The organism is Natronosalvus vescus, from assembly GCF_023973145.1.
GTDB lineage: Archaea > Halobacteriota > Halobacteria > Halobacteriales > Natrialbaceae > Natronosalvus > Natronosalvus vescus.
The window spans coordinates 2052665-2076182 of record NZ_CP099546.1; the positions used below are offsets into that span (position 1 = coordinate 2052665).

General features: G+C 52.1%; 11 protein-coding genes. 8 read left to right on the forward strand and 3 right to left on the reverse strand.

Annotated features, from left to right (window positions below; translation table 11 throughout):
- Positions 1–172: 172 nt before the first annotated feature.
- The 4 genes from NGM68_RS09835 to NGM68_RS09850 are packed head-to-tail and all read left to right on the forward strand — an operon-like array spanning position 173 to position 9139.
- The gene (locus NGM68_RS09835) at positions 173–1015 is read left to right on the forward strand and encodes a hypothetical protein (protein ID WP_252697943.1); all 843 of its coding nucleotides are present in this window, start codon (positions 173–175) and stop codon (positions 1013–1015) included.
- Entirely contained in the window at positions 1012–4692 is a 3681-nt protein-coding gene (locus NGM68_RS09840) for a hypothetical protein (protein ID WP_252697945.1), read from the forward strand. The genes NGM68_RS09835 and NGM68_RS09840 overlap by 4 nt, the downstream gene beginning before the upstream one ends.
- Complete coding sequence (locus tag NGM68_RS09845) at positions 4689–5288, forward strand: BREX protein BrxB domain-containing protein (protein ID WP_252697946.1); 600 nt, start codon at positions 4689–4691, stop codon at positions 5286–5288. Before NGM68_RS09840 ends, NGM68_RS09845 begins: the two co-directional genes overlap by 4 nt.
- Complete coding sequence (locus tag NGM68_RS09850) at positions 5285–9139, forward strand: hypothetical protein (protein ID WP_252697948.1); 3855 nt, start codon at positions 5285–5287, stop codon at positions 9137–9139. The genes NGM68_RS09845 and NGM68_RS09850 overlap by 4 nt, the downstream gene beginning before the upstream one ends.
- Positions 9140–9162: 23 nt before the next feature.
- Here the strand turns inward: NGM68_RS09850 and NGM68_RS09855 are convergent, their stop codons facing one another.
- Positions 9163–9540 (reverse strand): hypothetical protein, encoded by a 378-nt coding sequence (locus tag NGM68_RS09855; RefSeq protein WP_252697950.1) that lies wholly within the window; start codon positions 9538–9540, stop codon positions 9163–9165.
- Between the two features lie 145 nt (positions 9541–9685).
- Between NGM68_RS09855 and pglX the strand changes: the two genes are divergently transcribed.
- The 4 genes from pglX (at position 9686) to NGM68_RS09875 (ending at position 20008) form a co-directional block, all read left to right on the forward strand.
- Positions 9686–13978, forward strand: coding sequence for a BREX-5 system adenine-specific DNA-methyltransferase PglX (gene pglX, locus NGM68_RS09860; protein ID WP_252697952.1), 4293 nt, complete (start codon positions 9686–9688; stop codon positions 13976–13978).
- 127 nt (positions 13979–14105) lie between these two features.
- A complete protein-coding gene (pglZ, locus tag NGM68_RS09865; protein ID WP_252697954.1) occupies positions 14106–16301 on the forward strand; it encodes a BREX-5 system phosphatase PglZ in 2196 nt (731 codons plus the stop codon).
- A gap of 520 nt (positions 16302–16821) precedes the next feature.
- Positions 16822–17742, forward strand: a complete 921-nt coding sequence (locus NGM68_RS09870; protein WP_252697955.1) for a DUF8159 domain-containing protein — start codon at positions 16822–16824, stop codon at positions 17740–17742.
- 913 nt (positions 17743–18655) lie between these two features.
- Positions 18656–20008 carry a DUF8159 domain-containing protein gene (locus NGM68_RS09875; protein WP_252697956.1) on the forward strand — a complete coding sequence of 451 codons (1353 nt, stop codon included), beginning with the start codon at positions 18656–18658 and terminating at the stop codon, positions 20006–20008.
- A gap of 241 nt (positions 20009–20249) precedes the next feature.
- Here NGM68_RS09875 and NGM68_RS09880 read toward each other — a convergent pair whose 3' ends face one another.
- Positions 20250–21530, reverse strand: coding sequence for a PD-(D/E)XK nuclease family protein (locus NGM68_RS09880; RefSeq protein WP_252697957.1), 1281 nt, complete (start codon positions 21528–21530; stop codon positions 20250–20252).
- Between the two features lie 79 nt (positions 21531–21609).
- A complete protein-coding gene (locus NGM68_RS09885; RefSeq protein ID WP_252697959.1) occupies positions 21610–23436 on the reverse strand; it encodes a GmrSD restriction endonuclease domain-containing protein in 1827 nt (608 codons plus the stop codon).
- Positions 23437–23518: the final 82 nt, after the last annotated feature.

The window sequence follows — 23518 nt, forward strand, 5'->3', positions numbered from 1 at the left end:
CGCCGTCGACGGCGGATTGATTTCTCTATTCACCCTGAAGAATTGCACTCTGATTTGATTACTACCTCACATCACCTGAAAACAATTGTCGGTCGGTGCCTCTGAGGGGGGCTGAGTCTATCCTCATAAGCCCGACCATATCAAATAAGTGTCCTCAATGGCTCGAGAGAGTATGAACAATCGTAGGGACGATCATCGGGCGGCCATTCCATCACTCGATGGTGCCTTCTCTCGAGATACCGTCTCGATGGATCTGACGATGTGCGGCCTCCTTGTCGACAAGGCAGAGGAGATGGCGCGCCTCTACGCGACACATCGAGACTGGACGACTGTAGAGGATAGATGGTTCGACGAGCGCCGTGATGGTCGAAGCACTCGAGGCAGCTCGCGCAAAGTCTATCGCGTCTTGAGTTCACGCTTCAAAACTGCTGATCGTAAACTGCCTGCGATTACGCAACTCCCGTCAGTCTTTAAACAGTGTGAAACCACACGCGATAAAGCACAGGTTCTGTACTTCTATCTCGTCGAAGAGGATCCGCTGGTTCAGTATGCTATTCACACATATATTAACCGACTCCTCGAAGACGGAATCGAGGCACTCCAGTTCGATCAAGAATCCATCGAGGCAATTCTCAACGGCTTCAGCTACGCTGATGGGGGCGAATTTGACTACGCTGCGTCAACGACAGTTCGATGGGGCGAAGGGTTTCGCGGAGTCCTCCGTGAGATTGGCGTAATTGAATCCCAACAAGCACTCGGTGGTCAGGTTCCCACCATCGGTACAATCCCACTCTTAGTCGCCTCAGGATATTCGTGGGAGCAAGATGGTGAAGAGTGGCTCACACAGCCACTGGGATGGCTCTATCTCTTCCAGCAGCACCCATACTGGGAGTCATTGGCCGAACGACTCAGTCAACATCCAAGTTGGGACGCGAGCGGGCTTCATGGTGAAATCAAGTTGCAGCCTGTTGGTGATACGTACGGATGGGCAGACGTGTCGGAGGTGGAGAAATGAGGAACGATGAGTGGTTCGCCGCCAATATTGGGGCTACGTTCGAAGAGTCTATCCGAATTGACCGGGAGGATGATGAACGCGACCACCGATTGGAGTCGATCCAGACCTACCACATTACCGATGAGGCTGAAGACTTCCTGGAGGACATTTTCTCTCGTCTGCTCGGTCGATCCGAGGATCTCCGTTCGGGAGCGAACTACTGGCTCTACGGCTATTACGGAAGTGGGAAGAGTCACCTCCTTACCGTCCTTCGGGGGCTGATGGATAGCGAGTGGAGCCACCAGCAAGACGCGCTCTGGAGTCAGTTGGCAGACAGCCGTGATTTGCCCACACTGGAGGCGACGTGGGACACGATCCATACAGACTACGACGTTATTCCGATCTCGGTAAACCTACTGAAATACCAGGGGCAGAAGCAACGTAGCTTCAGCGAGATCGTCCTCCGTGCCGCCCATACCTCGGATCGACTGACTGGGGTCGAAGGCGGTTTCTCCTCACAACTCGAGGTGGCGTTCTTCGAAGATTGGTATCGGACAACCGATTCGTGGAATGATCGAACCACGCACACGCGCACTGCCCTCGAGGGAATCGTCGACGACCCTGAAGCCTATAGCTGGCAAGATGTTCAGCGCTACAGCGCCCTCGCTGACGTGGTTCTGCCGACATTATTCGAAGCCGAAACCGGGACGGTGGATGGACTCGATGATCTGACGCCATCCGACCTTGATCCGGAAGCGATGGTGGAACGACTCGAGGAGTTACGACAGGAGCGAGAACGTGAGCAAGAACAGCCGGTTAAACTCGTCTTGCTCCTCGACGAAGTGAGCCTCTTCATCGGGACGGACTTCGATCGGTTGACTGAACTGCAGACCCTGGCTGAGAGTGTTGACGAAATCGGAGACGGCAACATTCAGCTTGTTGCAACTGCGCAGGCCAAGATTGAGGACGTACAACCCCAGTTCGCCGCACAGGGGGCCGACTTCAGTATCGTCAAAGATCGCTTTCCCCACCGCTTCGGCCTTCCGAGTCGCCACGTGGGCGAGATTTCGACTCAGCGATTGTTGAAGAAGACGGATGTCGGTGAACAGGAGACCGAGCAACTCCTCGAGCGAGCAAGTAACGATCCCGATACATTGCTCGTATACTCTGGGATCGAGCAGAATACCGAACCTCCACTCAACACGATCGACCACGACCTTCTCATCGATTTCTATCCATTCCTTCCCTACCAACCAGCGTTGTTCCTGGAAGTCCTCTCAAACCTCCGGCAAAAGGCCCACGATCCCGCGAAGTCAATCTTCTCGGGGACGGCACGCGCAATCTTAGCACTTGTTCACGGCCTTCTCCAGACGTGGTTCCAAAAGGGTGAAGAGGCACACGTCATCTCCTTAGTTGACTTTTACAATCTGATCGAACCGGAACTCGAGGACATCACGCCACGAGATGTCGAAGTCGTCTCCGAAATAGAGGAGAAATACGAAGACGGCGACTTAGAGGCGATCGATGTGTCGGTTACAAAGGCGGTATTACTCCTTCAACACATCCCGGGGACGATCCCACTGACGGAGCGGAATATCGCTGTCGCCATCCTGACCGACCTAGATGGGCCGACACAGTTCCAGATGGAGAATCGTGTCGAAGAGTCGCTCCACCGGGTTCGGAAATTCATTCGTCCAACCCACGACGACACCGGCCCACGATATACCTTTGCGAACCAAGAGGAACGCGAGATATACGAGTCGACCGAGGAACGCCTCGCCAACCCGGAGTGGGATTCGATCATTGATGCCGTCGACCACTATCTGTGGGACGACATCGTGCGCGAACTTCCACTCCCAACATCTGCAACGTACGGAGAGACGACAGATGAGTATCCAGTTCGCTACGAGTTTACTCTCGACGGCCTCGAGCTTAAGACGGCAGTAGAGACGGATGACGCACTCGAGATACCAGTCGCCATCGAGGGAATTGTCCCGACAGCCGGGGATTTTGACTACGATGGCCATCCACTCGAGTGGACGGTTGGGGAGGATGGCCTCGACGACCTCCGTGATAGCCTCATCGAGTGGTGGGCTCTCAGAGCAGCTGTGGGGGATCACGAGCCACCACGATCCGTTAAACGCGACCTCGCGGATCGAGCAAGCCGCGTCCAAAGCAAGGTCACCGGGGCACTCACCAGTGGCACGCACACTGTCAAGGATCGAACGGACATTCGAGGCCTCTCAACCGCAGTTGAGGAAGTTGTCTCCGTTCGCTATCCTGACGACTTCCATCCAAAGATGTTGCAAATCAACGAAGGGCACCTTCAGGAACTTCAGCGACTCACGGCTCAAGACCCACTCCCCGAGTGGGCGCGACAGATCGAAGTTGCAACAGAAGATCCTGAAACCCACGGTGGATCCATCCAGAACAATGTTCGGGCGTACACCGGGCAGCAACTCACCCATCGGGGTGGTAACCTCGCGATGGCGACCATCCTCGACGGCATTATCGAGCGCCAACCAATGTACAAAAACGCGAAACCTGCGCTGTGTGCGATCATCTGGGGACTCTGCCGGAAGGGCGACTTCCTACCGGTCGATGAGACTGGTGCCTCCATCGAGTTGGATGCCGTCATTGATCTAACGGCGGTGACAACAACACGGCTGAAAATTAGCGGTGGTGGGGACATCCGAGGAATCCTCGCAAGCGGTGGATTCATCGATAGTACAGAAACCGTTCCTGATGGGGTTGTCAGACTGCAAAATGCGAACGACACGCTTGCGGGCCGCCTGGGAAGTCTCTCCGAAGACGTAGAGTTAGTCGCAGAGGGAGACATCGAGACCAACGCTGTTCGTGATCTACTGGACGCCTTCACGGAGGGACTCGAAACACGAACACAGCAAGCTGTCGAGCGACGCAATGCCGTTAAATCTCGCGACACGGATTGGGAACAGACAGTCGAAGCGACAAACACCGCTCGTGAGTGGTATGAAGAGGTCGCTGAAGTCTGGGAGTTGCGGTTGCCTGCACTCGTCCAACTCGATGCGCAACTCGTCGTCTCCCAACAGTCGTTCGAGTGGCTAACTGATGAATGCGAAACGGCCTCTCAGCAACTCCGAGATGAACTCCGCCAATTCGACGATACATGGTGGACACACGATGGCTGGGACAGGTTCAATGACGTGCAAACGCTCTCGCCCTCGATTGATGGCGCACTTGAATCCGCGTGGAGTGACTTCCAAGCAGCAACAGACGTTGACTCGCTCGTTGCTGACCTCCGTGAGCATGAATGGGTTCGCTCCGTCGGCCAGTACGAAGCCAATATTCGGCCAGCTTTCCAAAACCAGTATCTGGCCCCCCTTCAGGCCACTGTTGACTGGTTCGAGACCATCTCCGATGCTCTCGATACGGTAACAAGCGGGCTGACGACGACGGACGTAGGCGACGTTATTCGGGCAACTAGTTCGATCACCGATACTCGACCGCTTCTGGAAGTCACTGGTTGTGAGGTAAGTGAACTGCAACCGCTCTTTGAAGACCTCCAGACTATCGTTGGCGAGCGGTCGCTGTCTGAAGTGACCATGATTGGAGTTCTCCCCTCCGATCGGGCTTCGATCGATAGCGAACTCGAGTGGTTGGTTGACCAGCACGAACTCAATATCGAGCAAACTGAGACGGGGGTGATCATTCGATGACAAGTGACCTCTCGAATAAGAGTGCAGATCCGCTCGCCGAATTCAAGAAACGGCTCTCTCGGTTCGCAAGTGGAAGTCGAGGGATTCGGAATCCGTTCGTTATCGTCCCGGTTCAACCGAGGTACGAACTGCGTGTCGCGGATTCGTTGCTGGAGTGGGTCGAAGATCCACACGATTCAGAAGACTTCCCCGAAACCGGAACCGCCCAAGTTCTCCGACTGGACGAACTCTTCGTCGAAACGCCAGTGTTCGATCTCGCTATCGACCTTGGATCACACTCAACGCCTGAAACGATCACGGATACGATGCAAGATCGATTGGCCGAAGAACTCGTCGACGTATTGTATTCACAGATTACGGCACCCGAGGAACAACACCACGTCGTTGTACTGACCCACCTTGGGAGTTTATATCCGTTTACCCGAGCATCCGAACTTCTCGATGAACTTGACCGACGAAACGTTCAATCAACGATCGGCATCCCCTTCCCGGGGGACATAGTTGGCGGCAAACTGAATTTCTTCGGTGAGGAATCGCGCAACTACTACCCGGCCCACCAGATCGAGGGCCGAATCGAGGAGGAGCATCTCCAATGAGCGATACTCGAATTCACGACATCTACCAGCAGTCACCGACTCGCGAACTCGAAGAGGTACAGAAAATTAACGCTCGTGAGCAGGCACAGAATGACGTTCGCGAGTTCTATGAGACGGAAAGTGCCCGGAACGTTCTCACTACGCTTGGCACCCTCATCGATAAATACCCACACGAGGAATCGCGTTTCCTCTATATTTCGGCGACGTTCGGTTCGGGGAAGACACACCTGCTCAAACTCGCTGGATTCGCTGCCGATACTGAGTCGGAGTATGCTGACCTTGGTGAAGAGTTAGGTAATCGATGGGCGGGCTTTCAATCGCTCAGACAGAGCATTGCGAACTCCCACGTTGATCGGCTGAAACCCGTTTTCCTCAACCTCCTCAACCGGGATGCTTCACAGGAACCACCACTTCCGTATCTCATCTACGAGGCAATCGGGCGGGAACTCGGCTATCCGACCGACCCGAACTGGCTCCTCGAGTGGGCGTGGCAACTCGACATGAACGAAGAGTGTTGGGATGCCCTGCTCGACCTCGAGTATGATGGAAAGACGTTCGCGGATGTGTACGCCGAGCGGGCGACACTACGGAGCTGGTTGTACGACGCGGTACCGACGCTCGATGACTCACCGTTCACCTCACCTGCGGAGGTGAAGCAGTCGATCGATGACGCTATCGACGAAGTCGATCCGGACGAATTCAGTCCTTCGGACTTAGTCGACCGAATCGAGCAAGCCCAGGCAGCACTGAGTACACCTGAGACGACAACTGAGTTGCTGATCGGGCTCGATGAAGTCGCGCTGTTTATCGGTGATGGCCGCCACCGATACCGTGAATTCCAGCGGACGATGGAAGCACTCACTGAAGTGGGTGGCGGGCCGAATCCACCAATTGTTGGCACGGGTCAGTACCCAATCGAGCGTATTCACGGTGAGTTCGAGGACAGTAACGTAACGTCGGAGTCGTGGTTCGGGAAACAAGAGCCCCTCGAGGGTGCGGATACGGAGATCATCGTCCGCAAGCGGTGGTTACAAAAAACCGGGGAGGGGAGGGATGCCGTCCAGACCGCTCTCGAGCGTGTACCTGATCTTACCCTGCACACGTACGGGGACGTTGTAGGCTCGGATCCCGACTCAGTCGAGTCGTATCCGTTCCGAGAGTACGATCTTGCACTCCTTCGGAAGGTAATTCAGCAGTTGATGCCTCGTGGTCGGGTTACAGAGGATGAGTACGTCCAGGGACGGGCGCTCCTCATTCTCGTCCGATCACTGTTCACGCGCTTCGACTGGAGCGAGAAGTCCGTTGGCACGCTCGTCACCTGGGACGAACTATTCGACTTGCTCGTAGAGGAGACGACATACGTACCGCTCTGGGTACAGGAAATGCTGGATCGAATTGAGCAACTCCCGTCCGGAGACGACCCTGAATCGATCGATCCAGTCCGTGTTGCGAAGACCCTCTATCTCTTGAATCAGGTACGCTCGACCGTCCCATCGACCCCTGAGAACGTAGCCCGGTTGATAGGTGACTCGGCGGACGTGTCACTGGACACGCTTGTTGATTGCGTCGAGGATGCACTCCAAAATCAGGAGTACGGACTTGTCGAACACAGATATGTCCTGGCCGAGACGAACGAACAGGGTGAGACCGAGTATCTCCTCGTCTCTGAAGAGCAAGAAGACATTCTTGGGCGAGCGAAAGCGCATGCCCAACAGATCTCCTCACATCGTCTGTCGGCTAAACTCCACACCACGTTCCAGGAGGCCAGCAGTCATCTCCTCTCAGCGGGCAGTCGGCACGAGATTGACCTCGAGGGTGAACGTAACGTCCCGATCCGGTTCGAATACTCAGTTCTAGATCCGATCGAACGGGCACCAATACCGGAGTTCGACGCTGTTCGGGTTCGGCTCGTCGCTGATCATCCTAATAGGGTTGCTGATCAAGTGAAGGCGTGGCAATCAACAAACGAAGGACGTGACGGTGGTGAACACATACTCATTGCAGTATCCGTCTCGAAATCACTCGTCGACCGCCTTCGCGAGGTAATGGGAATGCAGGAGGTGCTGGACAATGAGACCGAGACACATGCAGACCTCCGAGCAGACCACCATGACGACCAGCGAGAGTTAGAATCCACCGTTCGCGAGCAGCTCGCTGACGCGGATGTATTCGGACGCACTGGAAGTGCCCGTGGTCGATATGAGACTGCCTTCACAAAACTCGTGAGCGAAACGGTACAGGCAGCCTTCGGGCAAACTCGGTATGTATTGACGAACGGTATCACAGAAGTCCCCGATTCGGAACAGATGGGTCGGTTTTTCCGTGGCGCTGACGACTGGCCACTCTCGACCGAGGATGCCGTCATGCTGGGTGTCGATACACCCAATGGTGACTTCGGTGAGGGATGGTGCCAGGACTTCCTCGACGCATACGATACCCGTCAATCGCTACGCGCTGAAGACCTTCTCGCAGAAACCGTCCAGCGTGGCGGGAAGTATCGCGGAACGCCCAGGGAATCGATCGCCGCCCTCCTCATTACGCTTGCGACGGCGAACAAAATCGCGCTCAAGCGTGACGATGAGTACCTGACTGACCCCAAGGCGATCGGTCGGGCTGTTAGAAACAAAACCAAGCTCGTCAACGTCACAATTCGGTTCGAGTCGCTGGAAGGAATCGATCCCGATCAGATCCGTTCAATCGTTACAACGCTTACCGGTACGTCACCATCAGGGAGCGATCCCGACGCATGGCTTGCTGAATTAGGCGAGTGGGCGAACGAACACAGCGTGCTGGTCAAGCGAACCTTGCGTGGCGTTCGTCGAGAGTTTGGTGACGAGGCATTGGTTGATGCGTTGTATGAGGCACTCGAACCCGCGCTGAGCGGTGAACCACTCGCGACCGAGGACTTCGCATCGGATGAGGTCGAGAAGCAAGCCAAGCGGTTTGCCCACGCGACAGATTTGTTCCGCCCAGACGAATCCAGTGAGACGCTGTGGGATCGCTTTACCGACCAAACAGCGGAAATGCAGCGTCTACACTCGGGTGCTGATATTACGGGTGAGATGCAATCGATTGTCGCCAGTGACGACGTACCGAGTTCCGAGCGGTTGCGAGCGACGTTGGATGACGCCGACGCCCATCGCCGGACAGTCGTTCGGGAACAGTACACACGTATTATAGGTGAGATACCGGATGAAGACGAGCCAGAGCAGGTCGTCTCGAGTCTCGTCACATGGCTCTTCACACACGATGAAAGCAGCAAAGAGATAGCAGATCAGGTATCCGTAGAGTTCGAAGGGGTACAGATCGATGAGCTGTACGCCCTCCTCGAACGAGCATGGGATGGCGATACGTTCACCGAAGCTGAGCTTGTCGACTCATCGGTCATCGACCAAACGAAGCGGTACGCGAACGCCCGCCAGCTCCTCGCAGGTACGGCCGGTGAACCAAGTCTCTGGTCGAAACTTCGCGATGCGTCGCGGCGTCTCGAGGAGGACTACCCAAATCATCCGACGACGAAGAAGGTACAATCGACACTCGTCCGGTCACGTCCCCCAAGCTTTGATGAAGTAGAGCAACTCCTAGAGGAGGCAAAGAATCCGTTCGAACTTTACGAGCGACTTGGAGATCTTGCTGAAGAACTACAAGCGGAGTATCCTGGTCACGAAACAACGGAAGTTGTCGTCGGGGCTGTCGAAGCAACCGAGCCACCACGAGATGAGCGACTCCTCGAACTGATTGAAGAGGCGGAACAGATACTTGAGGGGACGGGGGAACAGTTACGGCAGATCCGAGAACTGATGGGCGAATTGGAAGATGGTTCCACCGTATTGATCGAATCACTCGAATAACGCAAACGAGTTGACTGAGCTACTCATTCCTCTGCATATTTGACTTCTACTGCTGCCTTGCTCATCCCATAGACTTTCAGTGTATACTCTGCACTTCGTCCGGCTGTGTAGGCATATGTCTGTTCTACCATCTCAAACGGGAAACTCCACTCCTCAACTATTCCCTCTGCAACTGTTTCAAGTTCAATATGTGTTTCTTCATATACACTACCGCGTTCTATCACTTCGACATGAATCTGAACTGACTCTCCTTCTTCAAGCTCAAACCGCCAATGCTGACGTGAATGAGCTTCTCCATCAACAATTGTATCATCACTTGCAAGGCAACCTGAAAGCAATGTAATGCCCCCAACAACAGAACCTGCAAACTGTCGTCGTGTAATCTTAATATTGTTTCCCATGTGGATTGTCTACACTCGAGTCTATTATTTATTTCTGCTATTCCACTTCTGCCGGATTACACTTCAACCGGGAGGACGCCGAACCAGGGATGGACAATCTTCAAGATACCTCCATGTCTCTGATTGAGACATCACTGACTCTCGTATGGAAGGGGAACCTACTCACTTGCGAAAGGCTCAACTCGACAAAGAAGAGCGCGAACATCTCGAGGATGTCGTCACCGAGATGCGCGATCGCGTCGAAGCGAACGTAAGGTACCAACTTGAAGATGTTCACAATATCGAGGATCGACCCAGCAAAGATGCTTCGCTAACTGAGGAGCAGGAAAAGCTCATCGAGGCGATTAAACTCGAAGCCGTCGAAGGCGCCGAATGGGAAGATGGGTTCGAGCAGTATCTGACCGGTGTCGGGTATACAATCGTAAACCGTCTCGCCGCGCTGCGGTGTATGGAGGTTCGTGGTTTTATCGACGACGAGGTCACAGCGTTCCGTGACGACGGGCTGACGCCTGCTGCCGACCGACTGGTCACTGAAGAGTTCATGCTCGAGGAGGAAGCCGTCCTCGAAGCGTACCATAGAGCCTGCGAGAAGCTGGCCGAGGAGATTGAGATTCTGTTTGATCGCTCGACTGCGTATAGTCTTCTCGACCCAGACGACGATACATTCGAAGACCTCTGTCGGCTGCTTGATGAGGTTCCTGACCAAGTTTGGCGAGCCGACGACGTGCTGGGCTGGGTCTATGAGTACTACAATGTCAAACTCCTTGACGATCTCCGTCAAAAGGGTGAGCAAGTCGGCCTCGACCCTGAGGACGTTCCTCCGGCAAACCAGTTCTATACTCCCCACTGGGTCGTGCGGATGCTCACTGACAACTCTCTCGGAAAACTGTATCTTGAGGACACGGGCGAACTTCAGACCGTTGTCGGAGCGCAGGAGTCGCTTTCGCCAGAAGAACGGAAGAACCGGCCACTCTCGCCCGATGAATCACCGGGTATCGTCGATTTCTGCACATATCTTGTTCCCTCTGGGGAAGGGGGGGAGCCACCGGCGTTCGAAAGTCCCGAAGACATTCGTGTTATCGATCCTGCCTGTGGAAGCGGTCACTTCCTACTGTATGCGTTCGACGTATTGGAGCGTATCTGGCGGGCCGAAAGCGACCTCGACCATGCCAAAATTCCCCGAGAGATTCTGCGCCACAACCTCTACGGCGTTGACCTCGATATGCGAGCATGCCAACTCGCCGCATTCAACTTGTACCTAAAGGGACGAACTCGATCCGAGGCTGAAGGTGCTGACGGTTTCGAGATGCCGAAGGTAGGGATTGTCTGTGCCGACGCGAAGGTGGCCGATATCGAGGGTGTTGAGGAAGTGTTTGACGAGGTTTCTGCCGGAAAACCCGAAGTGGAAGACGCACTCCGGCAGATTCTCGACGCCTTCGAAGAGGTTCACGGTCTTGGTAGTTTACTGGACGTTCGAGGGACACTTAGAGATCTGTTTAAGGATGGAATAGACGAGAAGAGCGTACAGATTACGTTGAGTGATGACCCTCGAGAAGATCATACCCTTGGCCAAATCCTTAGTAGTCTGCGTGAAGCAGTGGACGGGCAGCGCGAATCAGATTCGTTCTTGGCACAAGATTTGCGGAGCTTCGTCCGGTTGCTGGATGTGCTGGCACAGGATTACGATGTGGCGTTAATGAACCCGCCGTATGGCTCTGGTGGTTTGATGCCTGATCCTGTCCAAAATTATGTTGAACAGCATTATAGGTACCAACCTCAATTTTATGTGAATTTCTTTGAGGCCTGTGAGAACCTCACAAAAGAACGAGGGAGGATTGGTATGTTGATCCCACGAACGTTTATGTTTAAACGTAGTTTCGAAGATTTCCGAGAAGATTTTATTGGCCCTCTTGGAAGCTTTGACTTTCTAGCCGAATTCGGATTGGGGATTTTGGACAATGCTACAGTTAGAACAGCAGCTACTGTTGTGAAAAAAGAGACACACATGTCACAAAATCAAATGTCTGCTTTTCTTCGCTTGCATGACGTACCTGCAAACGAGAAGGAACGGACATTTTTAGACTCTCTATTCGGTGATTTGGAGCAATCTTCAGAGCAAAGGCTATACAATGTAGACATTAACGAATTCTCCAAAATACCTGGCGCACCGATGTCGTATTGGGCTCATCCTGGTCTCCGAAGTCTATTTGACTCCGAATATGTGTTAGACTCTAAAAATGCCAATTTAAATAGAAAATCAGGTGGATCGGTAAAAGCTGGTCTGAGTACCGGAAACAACGACCGATTCGTATCTTACTTCTGGGAAAAACGACCAGGGAACTGGGTTCCCCTTGCAAAAGGTGGTGGTGAAAGTTGGCATGTCGCATTGACGCAACATCTTGTAAATTGGAATTCAGATGGGAAAGAACTGAAACGTCTTGGGAACTCGTATGTTCGAAACGAGGACAGATATTTTTCAGAAGCTTTGACATATCGCTACCATGGAGAGGGAGGTCGACGTTTTGGCTATATTCCTGAGGGTGCTGTTTTCCACCACTCTGGCAAGGTTTTCATTCCTAACTCTGACCCCTGGGCATTTCTCGGGTATTTGAATAGTTCATTAGCCACATATTTGATGCTTTGCCAAACTCCTGAGAGGAGGTGGGAAGTCAGCCAAGTATCAAAAATTCCATGGTTCCCAGAATTAACGGAGAGTGAGGAAGTTAGGAAAAACACTCGCCACCTTGCCACGCTCTTAATGGAGTTATACACGAGTGACTTCACGTCTTTCAATTATTCTGGGGCACAACTCTTGAAACCTCTAGGAGTCGAAAGCTCCTTCCAGTGGCACACATCACACGACTTCGTTTCGCTTTCCGATGAGCTTCCAGAACCCATTCAAATAGAACAACACCCACCTTCCACACCGATATCTCAGTTAATCCAGGTAAACAAAAACCACATTCAACAGATCAAATCTGAAATAATAGCCACATTAGAAAAACTGGACAATGCAGTTCTGTCATCAATTGAGATTTCGGATGATTTAGCAGAGGTTGTGAAGCAGGAGGTGGCTACACAAACGCCTGCTAAAAACGGTTATGAAGGGGAAATTGATTATCTGATAGATATTCCTGAGCCAACTGAAAAAAATCAAGCTCGTGAACTTGTACATCACTTTGCACTATTATCGCTGAAGGAAAAAGAAGATGGTATTATACCTCTTGAAAGCGCTGGAAATCAGCCGAACATGCACGATCTAATAATAGATCGGTTTAGAGAGATCTATGGGAAACATGCGGAAGACCGCCTTGTAGAGGTGGACGAAATTCTCGGTGCAAAATCCGCCGCCGACGAGGCCTACCCTAACCTCCGTGCGTTCATCACCGACGACCTCTTCGAGCATCATATCGAACGAATGGAAAAAACACCCATCCTCTGGAAGGTCATCTCTAAACGCATGCTTGCCGACGAAACAGGAGAAGGCTTCGCCTGTTTCGTTGACTACCACGAGATTGATGCAAGTCTTTTTGATCGATTGAGTAACCAGTACCTCGAGCCGCGAAAGGCCGACCTCCGAGAGCGACGCTCAGCGGCGAATCAGCGCCGGAACGACGAGTCGCTGTCGACAACCGAGCAGGCTGAAGCAACAGAAGAGTTCGCGTTTTGCACGAGCGAACTTGAGCAGATTGCCGAACTCGAAGAAGTCATGCAGGAACTCGAGAGTACTACCGAGCGGGCGTTCGACGCTGACGACCGCGCACGTGCGGAAGAACTCGCACCAAAGATCGCCGCGTTCCGAGCGGAGACGGCCCAGCGCATCGAGACACTAGCGGAACTTCGAAAGCGCCACGGTGAGGAGTGGTTCCAGGATACCTTCTCACCCGGCTTCTGGGACAAAATCGACGACTGGCGAGAGGAGTGGCTCGACGCGCTTGAGGAACTTGAGTATGCCTGCAAAGAGTACGCTAAGCCAAGTGACGAGCCGGTTGAGGCGCATCTGGCCGACCTCTTCGACTATTTCAATTGGCGACTCAAAGGATCTGGCCATTACTCGAGTTCGGGTATCCTCTTCATGACCTACTACTTCGAACGCGAAGGTGCTGATTTGCTGGACGAGGACGGCGAGCCATTCGACACGCTGACCAAGGACGAACAACTGCTTGCCTCGCTTGCAATGGGATTAGACGATCCTTCCATTCTGGACAGCGATGTTGACGACTCCGGACTCGAGGAATACAAACAACTCGCTGAAGAGATCGGTGAGGGCTGCAAGACAATCCACAAACGAATCCCGTCTGACTGGGCGGATCGCGCCCTCTCCGAGATCACTACTGACGGGTATCGGCCAAATCACAAACACGGTGTCGCAATCAATATCACCCCACTCAGTGAGAAGCGCATCGTTCCAGACATCGTCGAGGACAGAGTCTTGTAGAAATTTTCTCGTGAGTCTGCTGGAATAGTATTCAAACTGTTGAACATACCAATGAGCAGCGAAGCAATTAATACCCCTACGGTTCGCTTTTTCATAATGAAAGCTGGCGAACCGGATCTTCTCTAGTATGTACAAAACACGACCCCTTCCTGACGCGGCTACGGAGATCATCGAACGTGAATTCAAGCGGGCAGAGTCCGTTACGCCAACCGTTCTGTGGTGGGACGACGGGAACCATCTTGAAGAAATTATTAGACGAGCGTGTGACGACCTCGATGTCCACTTGAAGATAGCGACAGAGACACCATTAGAGCTTCGCGCAGATCCAGTTGACGACAAGCAAGTGTGGTATGTTCCACACGCCAAAGATCCAGACGAGTTCGAAGGGAACTACGATTGGTTCCGTGATGTACAGAACACTGGTGGGGAGGTCGAGATGGCCATCGAAGATCTCGCCGTCCGCGTGTTCAAGGGCAACACGCTCGATGCGTGGGAGTTGAAGAACGTAACTCGAGCTGACAACCCAGAAAAACGCGAGCAGGTTGCACGCATCCTCAAGGATCAACTCACCGGTGGGCAACTGCCGACGCTCGAACAACTCGAGACACAGATCGTTACCGGCGGGTACGCCGATTCGGTCGCGTTCGTCCTCGAGAACGGGTGGGGAGACCTCGATCACAGCGACAAAACGATCGAGCAGATGTCAGACCTGCTGGTCGCTGAAGGAGTCGATCCAGTTGCCCACGAAGTCGACCCAAATGGTATCGTCACGACCACTCGTCGCTGGGCAGTCGCAGAGTGGCTCATCCACGCTGGTGTCGATCCCGACTTCTTCCCGTCGGAGTATCAGGCAAACACCGCTGGCCTTCGAGCGATCCCGAAACTCAAATCGGTATTAAACAATACGAGTTCGAGAGCCCACATTGCAGATCGCTATCTTGACGAACTGATGTGGCCAGAGGTTATCGACGATCTTGAGAACCCATGGGAGGTAGCAGACTGTCTCGTCGACGCTGCACTCGAACATCGACTGTGGAATGAGTGGCTCGCATCCTACGAGGATGGGGACTATCAGCAGTGTCTCACCAACGCCGAGCAACGATTTGAGGCACTTCGGGGCACCAAGGATCACACCGGCTACTTCAAGGGTGCCTATGGTGCTGACAGCCCATGGACGCAAACGTGGGAACAGGCCACCCAAATCGCTCGCCTTGCCTATAGGCTCGATACGTGGGATGACGAACCCACAGACGATGTTGTATCGCTGTATGCAGACGCCGAAGATGGCACATGGCAGATCGATAATGCCGTCCTCAATCTCGTCGTTTCGGGTGAACCGGAGGCGGACTTGTCCCACGATCATCCCGCTCGAGATGCACTCGAAGAGTTACGGCAACAGCTCCAGTCAGCATATCTCGAGTATCTCGAAGATCTCGGCGATCTGGTTACTGAGACTGTTGAAGCCGGAGCCCCGTTTGTCGACGAAGATCACGCTTACCAATTTTTCGCGAAAGAATCCAATGGCCTTGAGAGTGGCCAAACAGTTGCATTGTTCGTCATCGACGCATTGCGCCTCGACCTGGCTCGGAAACTTGCAGAGGAACTTCGTGAATACGTCGCACTGCTTCCATCCAGTGGGCCTGATTTTACGGTCGATGAAAGCGTGTGGATCGGTACGCTCCCCTCTGAAACTGTATTCGGCAAGGCCGCACTCACACCGGGAAAGGCTCGACTGTTCAAAATATCGCTCACCGAGGATGGCGACCTCGAACCGCTTCGAAACAGTCGGCCTGTAACACCTGGTCGGCGAAAATCCTTGCTCAAGGGAGACGGCTGGACGGAAACACGCAAGAAAGACGACGGGTGGAACAAAAAGCGAGTCGCCTATTTCAAAAACGATCTTGACAATATCGGCGAGAAGGAGTTGAGCGAACTCGAGGAGTTGCTTGACCGTCGGGTTGAGTCGCTCGCAGCGTTCATCGGTGACAAAATTGAACAGGGCGAGTGGGATCAAGCGTATGTCCTGACCGATCACGGCTTCGTTCTCCTCCCGCACGAGGCTACTCCGGAGGCGATCAATCGTCCTGCGGAGGAAACCGATTCTGGACGGCGATGGATCGCTGGCAAAAACGTCGATGAAGATTCACCAGGAGTACTGCTCGACTCGAGTACCCGACTGGGATACCTTAATGCCAACGTGAGTATTCTCGCCAGCCCCCTCAAGCGATTCAAGAAACGAGGTGTTGGTGATGCTCGGTTCTATCACGGAGGACTACTGCCTCAGGAATTCGTGTTGAATTTCATTAGTATCACACAAGAGTAGCCAGTCCCCTCAACTGAGTGGAATTACCGTAGATTCTCATACGTTCCAGTCTATTAGATAAAAATATGTTGAACCGATGTACAAGAAGTAAAGATCGTATTCCTCAAATCTATAGCGTGTCATAGAATACGTCTCACACCCTCTACCTGGTGATTATACAACTCCCATTTCGTTCGTAACCCAGTGGTTCACGCCAGTCGTGGGTTCTACTCAGAATAGGGGGGTGTGAATAGTGTCTGTTGAGAACCATTGTATGACACGCTCCCGAGAACGAAAGGAAGAAGCTCGATCATGAAAAGTACAGCGTCCCCATCACCGCCGTCCGGTTCAACTACTACGATGATGACGGGCACGAATACATCGGCCGCAGCTGACTCATCGACCCGCACACCACCCCTGAATCCCCTGAGTTTATATTGAAGTCGTTGATTCGAATTTCATTGTTGCATCAACATCCCATAATTAGTTGGTGGATTGACCACTTGATAGGTTTAAGAACAGGTTCGTGGGCCGTACTAACATGGCCCACACCAGATCTCCGGAGGAAAAGCGGGAACTGGAGCGTCTAGCAGAGACAAATCTTACCACGATCACTGTTCTCGGGGCGTTGACTGGGCCTTTTGCGTACCTATGGCTTGGAAAACCACGGCTCGCACTATTCAATATAGTGACCCTGAACTGGGCGCTAACCGGGTTAGTAACGGTACCACTGCATACACGGAAACTGGTACGGAATGCACGGACAGAACTCGCAGAGGCTGATTTTGAACATGACGAAGATGGAGTCAGTGCTGAATCTGGTGCAGCATCATCCCAGTCTGTCACAGGTAGCGGAAACGATACCGCGTCTCAGAACTACTGGGTGGAGCGTTGGAATGTTACTCGACGGCAAGCAATAATCGGTACCGTTGGAGTACTTGGCGGGACGGCGATACTTGCGAGTCTCCCTGATGAAGAGGAATTGGAAGGGCCGGGCGATAATGAAGCGAGCGGTGAACAGTCGATCGGGTCATCCAATGATCAAGATACCTCTGGCGATGCGTCAAATGACGGTAACGAAGATGAAGTTTCAGAGTTACTGACCGAATGGGCTACCCTAATTGAACAGAATCATGGAGTGGAGGTGCTTGAAATCAATGATGCAAGCACCCATTCTTGGTACTTCTACTTCCACACAGAGGGAACTTCTGACGCCACCGAATACGAGATTGGAGCGGTTGCAGATGCGTACGCCTGGTTTATTGGGGAAAATCCTACCGAGGCTCCAGAGAATCTACTCGTGTACGCTGTGAGTGACCCTACCGCAGACCCACTCAGCGACGAGGCTATTGGTGCGTTCTATATCGAACAGGAGTGGGCACGGGACTGGCTCGATGGAGCAATCTCAGATGAGGAGTACGTAACGTGGATTCTGGCGACATACGAAACAGACCCACCATAGGTGAGACACATGAAAACGAACGATAAGACCAACTCAAAACCAAGCAGACGAACGATCTTAGGCGCGATAGGTACCCTAACTGGATCACTTATCGCTACGGGTAGTGCTACGGGCGACGACTGTCCTGAACGGGATCCAGCAGAACGAGGACGAACTGGTTCGCTCATGTGTGGTGAACTCCCAGCGGAACACCACGAAGGGAGTAATGAGTCCTGGTATGAGTCATCAATCACGTTCCAAAATTGCTCGTCCTGTACACGCTCTATAGACACTCGCGTCACGGACGGGCACATTCACGAGGATAAAGAAGAAGAACCGCACGAGTCTGACCAAACGAGTGTTCTCACCGATCGTCTCGAAGGGGGTGAACGGAAGACGTTCTGGTTCACAGGCAGTATCAACAATTTCGATCTTGGAGCAGCAGATATGAACGTCGCCCTCAGCCAACGTTCAGTTGAACACGCGCCAGATGTACATTGCTACCGTTTGGCTGATGAAACGGATGATAGAACCGATTCCGATGATGAGTGCCCAGAGGGAGATCCAGCAGAGGGTGGTCGAACCGGCTCGCTCATGTGTGGTGAACTTCCAGCGGAACACCACGATGGAGGTGATGAGCCCTGGTATGAGTCGTCAATCACGTTCCAAAACTGTTCGAGTTGTACTCGGCAGATATCCGTTGGGATCAGCGGTGGACAGATTCACGAGAATAAAGACGTAGAACCGCTCGAAGACGATCAATCAAGGAGCCTGTCATATCACATTGAGGGCGGTGAACGGAAGACGTTCTGGTTCACTGGAAGTGTCGGTTACCTTGACTTATCCGAGCCTTCGGATATGAACGTCGCCATTAGCCAACGCTCTATCGAACACGCACAATCATCACGGTGCTACCGACCCTGACACCATTGATATGACCATGAACCGCAGGAATTACCTCTCGACAGTCGGAACAACGGTCGGCCTGGGTGGATCGGTCAATTTGCGGCAAGCGTTCCTCTCAAATGGTTCACCTTCGATCAATATTACTGAGACAAACGCACCGCTTGAAGGTGGTGACCTGCTCGAAGTAATAGCTACTGTGGAAAACCAGGATAACAGCCGACACACTTTCGACACCAGGTTATTCATCGACGAAGAGAAGGCAGTAAATGAAACGGTGTCCATCGATCCTGATGAGACTGAAGAGATTGAGTTCGAATACCGGACGTATCCAGTAATAGCTGATATTGACATTACTGTTCGCGTTGATGCTGATGGGTTTGCAGATCAAGAGTTAATCGAGCTGTCTGCTGTTGAGGAACTCCATGATGAGGATGTGAAACCCGACCTTGATCTAACGGTACAACCGGGGGCTAAAATGGTGTTCGAAGTTGATGAGACTCTCACGGACGACCCTGATTACGGAAATACACACTGGTTCATTAACGGTGAGTACACCCATCAATCAACGGAGCCCTGGTTCCACGAGAGGCAAACCGAGCGTTATGAATACTGGCCCCATACGTTTCAATCCAAAGGCGTCTATGATATTGCCGCTGCCGTCGACAACGATGAGCAGAACTACACCTACCAATGGGTGATCTCAGTTGACGAAGACGGTATTGAACCCCCAACTATTGAGAATATTGGGTCAGAAACAATTGGGGATGACTCAGGGAGTAGTTACGATGTCGAAATTGAGGTCTCCAGCCCAAGCGAAGATATTGATCGCATTATTTGGTGGGACGAGGATGGATCCAGTATTGAAGCGGTGACCGAGATAAGTGGAAGCGAAGATACGGTCGCAAGATCAATACCAGGAGGATTCGCTCCAACCATCTGGGCGATTACGGAAAACAACGTGGTTACGGAAGCCAATCCATGGAGAGTAGAAACGACAGAGGATGAGCGTGACGAGCCCAGCGAAGAACGACCTGTTGAGGAACTCCGATCCGTTACAGAGTTCAGATGGCGACTAGAACGAGAGGGTATTATCGTAACCTACCTCCAGATGGTTATTGATCAGATAAACCTCGACTATCAAACACGAGCAACCACACAAGATGAAAAATATCTCGAAATTGGAATTGTAGCATCAGCGTATGTTGATCTCGTTGCATCCGGACACGAGTCCCAATTGTTACACGTAATATTTGTAGATAATTATGGATTTGATCTAGGGGGATACTTCATCATGTCCGAATGGGCTCAAGCGTATGCTGACGGGCACATCACCGGACAAGAATTCTCCGATCTGATTCTAAGCACATTCGGGTATGAATAGCGGAGTATCGGTAAGTAGAGTTAGGAATTCCACTCATTTCCTAAGATAACAGTGGATGTGAAGTTTGATAAGGGCTTAATTAGATTCTGTAGTTGGTCTACCTTTGGTGACGCTCGTATAGAGTCACGTCAATGGCATACCTTTATTTGGATCTATTCAGTAAATCTCATCTTTCAATTTCTATAGAGCAATGGAACAAAACTATGGATTGCCTTTCTAATCGCTATGAGTCTCGTACAACTCACTTCTCCCGAACGTTTTCGACAGCTTCGGCAACGATCTTGTCAACGATCGCCGCCAGGGGTAGATGCTCTTCGAATGCGGTGGCCAGGGTGGCAAAGTAACTCTCCGGAAGCCCAGCTTGATCGACGTTGTACACCTTCTCCGTGTAGTTTTTCTTTTGTCCTTTGTTTGTAATCTCGTTCTCGTCGAGAACTGGTTTGAGTTGTTTCTGCCACCGTTCACTATTGTACAATCGGTAGAACTCATTCCGGAGTTCAACTCGAGTTGGTGAACGCAGGAGGAACGTCAACTCCCCTCGGCTGAAGGACTCTTCCTTCCGTATGAGGTGAACGAAATGCAATCGGAATCCAGTGTTCCCCTGTGTCTCTGAGTAATATCGTGTGGTTTCGAGGCCGTCATCATCTAAGTACCATCCATCTTTGAAGATGCAACCATACTTTCCGGCGTCTGGTCGCGTATGCCACTCGTCTGTCCATAGCTCGTTATCAAGCTGGTTTTGAAACAGCTCTGGCCACTCTTCGATTGACCGTTGACGAAGCGATTCCGCAGCGCCGAGGAGGTCATCAATCTCGTCACGGTACGTACTGAGCAATCGAACCTTCTCCTTCTGTATCGTTGTATAGTTATCATCTTCCATGTTTGACACCTGAATTATTGTTGAGAGAAATTCTCGAAGTTGACTTACGCTACGTTCCGGATAGGTACCATGTGAGCTTCTGAGTTCGTCGTCAAATGCCTCGACGACGTGCCGCCAATACAAATCAGCGAACCTAGGTGCATTGGAGTCTGGTGTGTGTTTCTTCGAAAGAAACACGTAATGGTGGCCATCGGGAGGATAGTCGGCTTTTTCTTCGGCACCGAGATGTGCGTCAGTGACGTATCGATAGGTCTGCTTTTCGCCCTCAGTTGCATCGACTTTCGATTCGATACATACGAACCACCGCCCTGGGACACGGATCACAATATCAAGGCGATTGTCTGCTGGTGAGGTAACCTCAGTATCGACCTTGACGAGTTCGAGATCGCGATGATAGTACTCGAGCGGGATGCCTGCTTCTCGCTGTGCCGTATCGAGAAAGCACTTGAGGAAGTCAACACCGAACCCGTGAGGTTGTGTTGGATCGAGAAAGTACGCTAAGAACGTATTCCATTTCTGTTCAGACCGTGCCGATCCGAGTATTCGTAGCGTCGATTTTGGCGGCTCCGACACCACCGGAAGGGCTTCGAGTGAAGATTGAAGCTCTCGGAATCGAACCTCCAGTTCATCGCTCATTGCCATCAGTACATGATTATCGCGGTGTGTGATAAATACACAACCAGAAATGAATGAGGACTATGTCGGATTCGATAGTGTCGTGTTAGGTCTCTGTGAAGCGGGATTCTTCTGTTGACGGTTCACCAAGCACCTCGATTAGTTCCTGCTTGATGAGATCCCCCCGTGCTTGCAGGAATTTATCAAAATTCCCAATCTCGTAGTAGTCAGTGTTCTCCGGGATCAGATGCCGTTTGTAGAAAGCGTCGTCTCGAGTGGTGATCCACTGCTCAAATGGCTTATCCTGTTTGGCTTCGTTTTCGCGACCGGTGAGCAGTTGAAGATTTCCGAACTTGTCTGCATGCTCTTCGAATTGAATCGCCTTCTCAGGCTCGACACCTTGTTCAATGAGCTTTTCAGCGGTGAGTCGGTTGCTCGGGAAAATGTGATCTTGGTGGTACTGAATACTCCCAAAGTCGTGCTGTTCGTACAGGAGAGTTAACGCGAGGAACGTTCGGTTGCCTCCCTTTTCGTATTCGAGGATGTTTTCAGCAATCTCTTCATCGAATCCGACAATCTTCCCGAGTTGTGCCATCTCGGTGTTGAGGTTGTCAATCGGGAAGTTGTTCCCGTCATGGTCTCGGATAACGTCCCGAGTGCGGCGAAGAACGGTGTCTGCGCTCCCGGAAAACGTTCCATGAAGGAGTGAGGTGATCAACCATCGTTTGATGTCACGTTTGATTTGCACCTTTGATGCTTCATCCGACTGCAGCCGTTCCGCTGTCAACCCGCTCTCTTTGAACCAGTATGCGAGTGGGATAACGGCGTTTCTGCTAAGCAATGTCTTCTGATGGATCCCAAAGTAGTTTATCAATGTCGCAGCCTCGAGTATAGAGTGCTTGATCGTTGGCCAATTCTGTTCAATTTCGGAGACGTTTTCACGTTTGAATTGTCCGACTCGATACTGAACCGGTAGATCGGAGAGAACGAGCGAGGATTTCAGGAGGAAGTCTTTGCCATAGCTATTCGTTTTTGGGAGTTGCATGTTCAGGTGATCGACAAAGCCAGTGAGTTCCTCCCGGGCGTCGTATTCCTGCCAATTTGCTTGTGCAATCGAGAGCAGTAAATCGGATTTTTGTAATTCCGTTCCGCCGTCGTTTGTTCGGATGAATATTTCGAGGACGCGATCGATGTTTTGCTCTTTTTCCTCGAAATACGTGATGTAGGTTTTTTCGTGGATAGCGTACCGGAGGTCGCGTAAGTTTTGCCCGACCCACCGTTCCTGTTCCGAGGTTAAATCGTACTCCTGCTCGATGCTGGAAATGTAGTCCTCCAAGTCATTTCGATCGTTGTAGTCGAGTATCGCACCGACTCGAAACCAGTGATCCTCGCCTCGGTCAACGATCTTTCCGGAGTAGGTGCTTTCCGGAAGGAACATGAATTCGTAACGTGTCTGTCGGTCGCCACCCTCTTCCAACAACTCGCTTGGGTCTGATGTGATGTTCAAGTAGAGGCGAGACCGTTTCCACGCACTTGGGTTTCGGTACCATTTCCGATTTTGTTTGTACGTGTACGTGCCCTTGAGTCCGATATAGAACGATGAAAGCCGCTGTTGCCCATCGAGAATGAGTTTGAGATCACCTGCGCCGTCAGGAATGACCTTCGAATTTCGCGTTTGCGCGTCAGTTTCGATGTATTTTGTAGTAGTGATGTAGTTCTTGATGAACCCGTACATGGTGTACTCGTCACGATTGTCGTCATCCAGATCCCAGTAGAGGAACGTCCCTATCGGATAGCCCTGCAAGACCGAGTCGAATAAGTCAGTAATTTGCTCGCGTTCCCAGACGATCTCCCGCTGGATTGCGGGTAGCAGATAGTTCTCTTTCTGAATTTCCTCAACGGCCTCCTGGATCGTCGCACCCTTATCGTACATACGACCACACCGTGTAGAATCGTGAAATATCTTTTCCTGGAATGGGACGTAAGGGCCTAGGGTGTCTCTGCGTCCAGATGAC